Here is a 6957-nt window from a genome sequence, read left to right as displayed (position 1 = left end):
TCGTCGAGCGCCGTGGGTTTCAGAAAAAGCCTGGGTCCCCGCTTTCGCGGGGATTTTACGGGGAAAGATGGCCGGCCCGGCGAAAGCTGAAAACGTCCCCCCTCCGGCCCTCCGGGCCACCTCCCCCGGGGGGGGGGGAGGATCTATTCCACCGCCGCCAGCACCTTGCGGATGGTCTCGACGACCTGGTCGATCTGGCCTTCCTCGATGATCAGCGGCGGGGAGAGGGCGATGATGTCGCCGGTGACGCGGATCAGCAGGCCCTGGTCGAAGGCGGCTTCGAAGGCTTCCATCGCCCGGGCGGTCGGCGCGCCGGCGCGGGGGGATAGCTCGACGCCGGCGATCAGGCCGAAGTCGCGGATGTCGACGACGTGGCGGGCGTCGGCCAGCGAATGGACGGCGGCGCGCCAATAGGGCTCCAGCGCCAGGGCGCGCTCGAACAGGCCTTCGCCCTGGTAGATCTCCAGCGTAGCCAAGCCCGCCGCGCAGGCCAGCGGGTGGCCCGAATAGGTGTAGCCGTGGAAGAGCTCGATCGGCGCGTCGGCGCCGTCGAGCATGGTGTCGTAGATCGCCGTGCTGGCGGCCACCGCGCCGGCCGGCACGGCGGCGTTGGTCAGGCCCTTGGCCATGCAGATCATGTCGGGGGTCACGCCGAAGCGGTCGGCCGCGAACGGGGCGCCGACCCGGCCGAAACCAGTGATCACCTCGTCGAAGATCAGCAGGATGTCGTGGCGGTCGCAGATCGCCCGCAGCTTTTGCAGATAGCCCTCGGGCGGCACGAGCACGCCGGTCGAGCAGGCGACGGGCTCGACGATGACGGCGGCGATGTTGGAGGCGTCGTGCAGGGCGACGATGCGCTCCAGGTCGTCGGCCAGGTGCGCGCCGTGCCTGGGCAGCCCCTGGCTGAACAGGTTTTCAGGCAGGCCGTGTGTGTGGGGCAGATGGTCGGCGCCGGTGAGCAGGGACCCGAAATACATGCGGTTCTTGGGGATGCCGCCAACCGAGATCCCACCGAAGCCGACGCCGTGATAGCCCCGTTCGCGGCCGATCAGCCGGGTCTTGGTCCCCTTGCCGCGGCCGCGGTGATAGGCCAGCGCGATCTTCAGGGCGGTGTCGACCGCCTCCGAACCGCTGTTGGTGAAGAAGATCCGGTCCAGCCCCTTGGGCGTCATCTGGGCCAGGCGCGAGGCGAAGGTGAAGGCCAGCGGATGGCCGAGGTTGAAGCTCGGCGCATAGTCCATCTCGCCGGCCTGCCTGCGGATCGCCTCGGTGATCGGCTCGCGGCCGTGGCCGGCGTTGACGCACCACAGGCCCGAGGTGGCGTCGAGGATCTGGCGTCCGTCGGGCGTCGTGTAGTGCATGCCCTTGGCGCCGCCCAGCAGGCGCGGATTGGCCTTGAACCGCCGGTTGGGCGTGAACGGCATCCAGTAGGCGTCGAGGTCGTTGGCGGCCATGGCGTCTCTCTTCGCTAGGCTTGCATTGTGATCGCAATTATCGGCTAGCTGGCAACCCCTGAATGCATCGGGGAGAGGAGGGGAGATGGCAGAGCCGAAACCGCGCCGCTCCCTGGCCGATTCCACGGCGGTGCATGACCAGGTCTACGACTCCATTCGCCAGGCCCTGATCACCGGCAAGATCGCGCCGGGCGTGGGCGTTTCCCTGCGCAGCCTGGCGGCCGAGCTGGGGGTTTCGCCGATGCCGGTGCGCGACGCGGTGCGCCGTCTCGTGGCCGAGCGGGCCCTGGCGATCAACCCCGGCAACAAGCGCCTGTCCGTGCCCTCGCTGAGCGCCGAACGGCTGGAGCAGCTGGAGCTGGCGCGTCAATGGATCGAGCCGGAACTGGCCGCCCGCGCCGCGCCCAGGGCCGACGAGGCCTTGGTGCGCAAGCTGAAGGCCATCGACCAGGACCTGGAAGAGGCCCTGCGGGTGGGCGACGTCGACCGCTACATGGTGGCCAACCACGCCTTCCATTTCGCCATCTACGAGCGGGCCGGGGCCGAGGTGCTGCTGGCCATGGCCGGCGGGCTGTGGCTGCAGATCGGGCCGTTCATGCGGGTGGTGTTCGGCAGGGTGGGCACCGGCAGCCTGCCGGCCGACCGCCACGCCGAGGCGATGGACGCCCTGAAGGCCCGCGACGCCGAGGGCGCCCGCCGGGCCATCGCCGCTGACCTGTCCGAAGGCATGGACAAGATGCGCGCGGCGGTCGAGGCCGGCGCCGGCTTGACAGTCGCTCCGGCGGGGCAAACTGTGATCACAGTTTCATGAGGCAGGACGTGAGCGTTCCCGCATCCATCTCCGAACAGCTGAGCCGCCTGGCCCTTCCCGGCCGGGCGGTGATCGACGGCGCGCTGGTCGGCGCGGCCTCGGGCGGAACCTTCGACAATGTCGGGCCGCGCAACGGGGCGGTGCTGAACGCCGTGGCCGCCTGCGACGTCGCCGACGTCGAGCGGGCCGTGGCCGCAGCCCGCGCCGCCTTCGAGGACGGCCGCTGGCGTGACCTGCATCCGCGCCAGAAGAAGAAGGTGCTGTTCCGGCTGGCCGAGCTGATGGAGCGCGACGCCGAGGACCTGGCCCTGCTGGAGAGCCTGGACGTCGGCAAGCCGATCCGCGATGCGCGCAGCGTGGACATTCCCCTCGCGATCAACACCACCCGCTGGTACGCCGAGGCGCTGGACAAGGTCTATGGCGAGGTCGGCGCCTCGCCGGCCGATCGCCTGAGCTTCGCCACCCACGAGCCGCTGGGCGTGATCGGGGCCATCGTGCCGTGGAACTTCCCGCTGCACATGGCGATGTGGAAGGTCGCGCCGGCCCTGGCGATGGGCAATTCCGTCGTCCTCAAGCCCGCCGAGCAGTCGCCGCTGACGGCGCTGAAGCTGGGCGAGCTGGCCCTTGAAGCCGGGCTCCCGGCAGGGGTGCTGAACGTCGTGCCGGGCTTCGGGGCGATCGCCGGCCAGGCCCTGGCGCGGTCGATGGACGTCGACATGATCGCCTTCACCGGCTCGGGCCCCACCGGCCGGCGGCTGATGGAATATGCCGCGCAGAGCAACCTCAAGCGCGTGTCGCTGGAACTGGGCGGCAAGTCGCCCCAGATCGTCTTCGCCGACTGCCCGGACCTGGACGCGGCCGCCCAGGCCGCCGCCTGGGGCGTGTTCTACAACCAGGGCGAGGTCTGCACGGCGGCTTCGCGCCTGCTGGTCGAGGCCTCGATCAAGGACGCGTTCCTTGAGAAGGTGGTGGCGGTGGCGCGCACGATCCAGGTCGGCGATCCGCTGGATCCGCAGACCGGCTTCGGGGCCATGGTCAGCGAGCGGCAGATGCAGACCGCGCTTTCCTATATCGACAAGGCCCGCGAGGAGGGCGGCGCGCCGGTGCTGGGCGGCGCCCAGGTGCGGATCGAGACCGGCGGCTTCTATCTGGAGCCGACCATCTTCGACGGCGTGCGGCCTTCGCACAGACTGGCCAGGGAGGAAGTGTTCGGCCCGGTGCTGGGCGTCATGACCTTCACCGGCGAGGACGAGGCCTTCGCCCTGGCCAACGACACCGTCTACGGCCTGGCCGCCGGCCTGTGGACCAGCGACATCAACCGCGGCCTGAAGGGGGCGCGGAAGCTGAAAGCCGGCCTGGTCTGGGTCAACGGCTGGGACGCCTGCGACATCACCATGCCGTTCGGGGGCTTCAAGCAGTCGGGCTTCGGCCGTGACCGCAGCCTTCATGCGTTGCACAAGTACGCCGACCTGAAGTCGGTGTCCGTAACGCTGAGGTAGCCCATGACCGCCCTGAACCTTGTCGAAACCGAAGCCTTCATCGACGGCCTGTGGATCGAGGGCGAGGCGACCTTCGACGTCACCAATCCGGCCGACGGCGCGCTGATCGCCAGGGTGGCCGACCTGGGGGCGGGCGAGACGCGGATCGCCATCGAGGCGGCGCACCGGGCGTTCCCGGCCTGGGCGGCCAGGACGGCCAAGGAGCGGGGCGCGATCCTGCGCCGGTGGAGCGACCTGATGCTCGCCCACGCCGACGACCTGGCCCGGCTGATGACGGCCGAGCAGGGCAAGCCGCTGGCCGAGTCGAAGGGCGAGGTCTCGTATGGAGCCAGCTTCATCGACTGGTTCGCCGAGGAGGCCAAGCGCGGCTACGGCCACACCATCCCGACGCCGGATCCGAAGAAGCGCCTGGCCTCGATCAAGCAGCCGATCGGCGTGTGCGCGGCGATCGCGCCATGGAACTTCCCGATCGCCATGATCACCCGCAAGGTCGGCCCGGCCCTGGCGGCCGGCTGCACCGTCGTGGTCAAGCCGGCGGCCGAGACGCCGCTGTGCGCCCTGGCCATCGCCCGCCTCGCCGTCGAGGCCGGCGTGCCGGCCGGTGTGCTCAACGTCGTCACCGGCACGGACGCCAGCGCCATCGGCAAGGCCCTGTGCGAGGACGGCCGGGTGCGCAAGCTGTCGTTCACCGGCTCGACCCCGGTGGGCAAGGTGCTCTACGGCCAGTGCGCCGGCACGATGAAGAAGCTCTCCCTCGAGCTTGGCGGCAACGCGCCCTTCATCGTCTTCGACGACGCCGACCTGGAGGCCGCCGTCGACGGCGCCATCGCCAGCAAGTACCGCAACACCGGCCAGACCTGCGTCTGCGCCAACCGCCTGATCGTGCAGGCCGGCATCCACGACGCCTTCGCCAAGCGCCTTGCCGAAAAGGTGGCGGCGATGAAGGTGGGGCCGGGGACGGGCGAGGGCGTGGTGATCGGCCCGCTGATCAACGACAAGGCCATCGTCAAGGTCGAGGCCCTGGTTAAGGAGGCCGTCGCGGCCGGGGCCCGGGTCGAGGTCGGCGGTGAGCGCCATGAACTCGGCGGCCTGTTCTATCAGCCCACGGTGCTGACCGGCGCGAGCCCCGACATGCGCCTGTTCAACGAGGAGATCTTCGGCCCTGTCGCCCCGATCGTGAAGTTCGAGACCGAGGACGAGGCGGTCGCCCTGGCCAACGCCACGCCCTTCGGCCTGGCGGCCTATTTCTACAGTCGCGACGTGGGCCGCTGCTGGCGCGTGGCCGAGGCCATCGAGGCCGGCATGGTCGGCATCAACGAAGGCCTGATCTCGACCGAGGTGGCGCCGTTCGGCGGGGTCAAGGAGTCCGGCCTGGGCCGCGAAGGATCGTCCGAAGGCCTCGATGAGTATTTCGAGACCAAGTACCTGTGCTTTGGCGGGGTGGGATGACGTCGTCGCGCCGCCTTTTCCTTTCCTCCCGTCATTCCCGCCCTTGTGGCGGGAACCCCTATGTCCGCGGCAAGGGCGGGGGTGTGGCGGGCAGGCCCGCCAAGGCGCTTCACCCGCAAGCTGAGCCAGGGGTTCCCGCCACAAGGGCGGGAATGACGGGAGTTTGGTTTGGCGGAGGTGAGGCATGACAGCAGCGCTCGCCAAGTCGAACACCCTCGCCAACCTGATCGCGACCGAACGCGCGCGGTTCCTGGCCGAGCATCCGCGCAGCGTGGCGATGGCCAGGGCGGCTTCGGCCGTGTGGCGGGGCGGGGTTCCGATGCACTGGATGGGCGACTGGGCCTGTCCCAGCCCCATCTTCGCCGCCCAGGGCGTGGGGGCGCAGATCACCGACGTCGACGGCCGGCTGTATGACGACTTCTGCCTGGGCGACACGCCGTCGATGTTCGGCCATGGCGAGCCTTCCGTGGCGGCCGCCGTCGCCGACCAGGCCAGGCGCGGGGCGGGGTTCATGCTGCCGACCGCCTCGGCGGTGATCGTCGGCAAGCTGCTGGCCGAGCGGTTCGGCCTGCCGCTGTGGCAGGCGGCGACCACGGCCAGCGACGCCAACCGCGCGGCGATCCGCTGGGCGCGGGCGGTGACGCGGCGGCCGGTGATCCTGGTGTTCGACGGCTGCTACCACGGCATGGTCGAGGACGCGTTCGTGGTGCTGAAGGATGGCGCGCCTGCCATGAAGCCCGGCCTGCTGGGCCAGGTTCAGGACCTGACCGCCACGACCCGCGTCGTGCCGTTCAACGATCTCGAAGCGCTGGAAACGGCTTTGGCGTCCGGCGACGTCGCCGCCGTGCTGGCCGAGCCGGTGATGACCAACTGCGGGATGATCCTGCCCGATCCAGGCTTCCACGACGCCCTGCGCAGGCTGACGCGTGAGGCTGGAACCCTGCTGGTCATCGACGAGACCCACACCCTTTCGACCGGCCCCGGCGGCTACACGAGGGCGCACGGGCTGGAGCCCGACGTCTTCGTGCTGGGCAAGGCCGTGGCCGGCGGCGTGCCGGCCGCCGTCTGGGGCGTGACCGCGCAGCTGTCGGCGCGAATGGACGAGGCGCAGGCGCGGATCGGGCCGGGACAGTCCGGGATCGGCACGACGCTGTCGGGCAATGCGCTGGCGATGGCGGCCATGCGGGCCATGCTGTCGGAAGTCATGACCGAGGCGGCCTATGCGAAGATGCTGGCCGGCGCGCAGCGGCTGGTGGCGGGGCTGGAAGGCGTGATCGCCGCCCGCGGCCTGCCATGGTCGGTGGCGCATGTCGGGGCGCGGGTGGAGCTGGTCTTCGCCGATCCGCCGCCGCGCGACGCCGCCGCGATGCGGAAAGTGCTGGACCACGAGGCGGTGGAAGCGCTGCATCTGTGGCTGATCAACCGAGGGGCGCTGATCGCGCCCTTCCACAACATGATGCTGGTCTCGCCCGTCACCGAGGACGCGGCGGTGGATCGGCTGGTCGCGGCGGTCGATGCGTTCGCCGTGGCCGTCGGGGAGGTGGACTGATGGTGAGGTCGCTTATCGGGACCCTCTCCCAGAGGGAGAGGGAGGGGCCCGGCGCGAAGCGCTGGGAGGGTGAGGGGTTACGCCCTCGACCGGCGCGCCGGCACGCCGTCTGGCGTCTTACCCCCTCACCCTCCCATGCTTTGCATGGGCCCCTCCCTCTCCCCTTGGGAGAGGTGTTTGTGGGGGGAGAGGGGT

General features: G+C 70.3%; 5 protein-coding genes. 4 read left to right on the top strand and 1 reads right to left on the bottom strand.

The window, feature by feature from the left end; genetic code table 11:
- Window positions 1-143: 143 nt before the first annotated feature.
- Window positions 144-1454: an aspartate aminotransferase family protein gene (locus tag V6S85_RS26145; protein WP_334350756.1), complete on the bottom strand. Its 1311-nt coding sequence runs from the start codon at window positions 1452-1454 to the stop codon at window positions 144-146.
- A gap of 85 nt (window positions 1455-1539) precedes the next feature.
- Between V6S85_RS26145 and V6S85_RS26140 the strand changes: the two genes are divergently transcribed.
- The 4 genes from V6S85_RS26140 to V6S85_RS26125 all read left to right on the top strand — a co-directional run bounded on the left by V6S85_RS26140 (window position 1540) and on the right by V6S85_RS26125 (window position 6762).
- Window positions 1540-2265 (top strand): GntR family transcriptional regulator, encoded by a 726-nt coding sequence (locus V6S85_RS26140; protein WP_334350755.1) that lies wholly within the window; start codon window positions 1540-1542, stop codon window positions 2263-2265.
- 8 nt (window positions 2266-2273) lie between these two features.
- Window positions 2274-3764: an aldehyde dehydrogenase gene (locus V6S85_RS26135; protein WP_334350754.1), complete on the top strand. Its 1491-nt coding sequence runs from the start codon at window positions 2274-2276 to the stop codon at window positions 3762-3764.
- Window positions 3765-3767: 3 nt separating this feature from the next.
- Window positions 3768-5213, top strand: coding sequence for an NAD-dependent succinate-semialdehyde dehydrogenase (locus tag V6S85_RS26130; protein ID WP_334350753.1), 1446 nt, complete (start codon window positions 3768-3770; stop codon window positions 5211-5213).
- Window positions 5214-5397: 184 nt separating this feature from the next.
- Complete coding sequence (locus V6S85_RS26125) at window positions 5398-6762, top strand: aspartate aminotransferase family protein (protein WP_334350752.1); 1365 nt, start codon at window positions 5398-5400, stop codon at window positions 6760-6762.
- Window positions 6763-6957 lie beyond the last annotated feature (195 nt).

This window comes from Caulobacter sp. CCNWLW153, from assembly GCF_036889365.1.
Lineage (GTDB): Bacteria > Pseudomonadota > Alphaproteobacteria > Caulobacterales > Caulobacteraceae > Caulobacter > Caulobacter radicis.
Note: the sequence above shows the minus strand (reverse complement) of the source record. Positions and strands in the feature narration are given on the sequence as shown.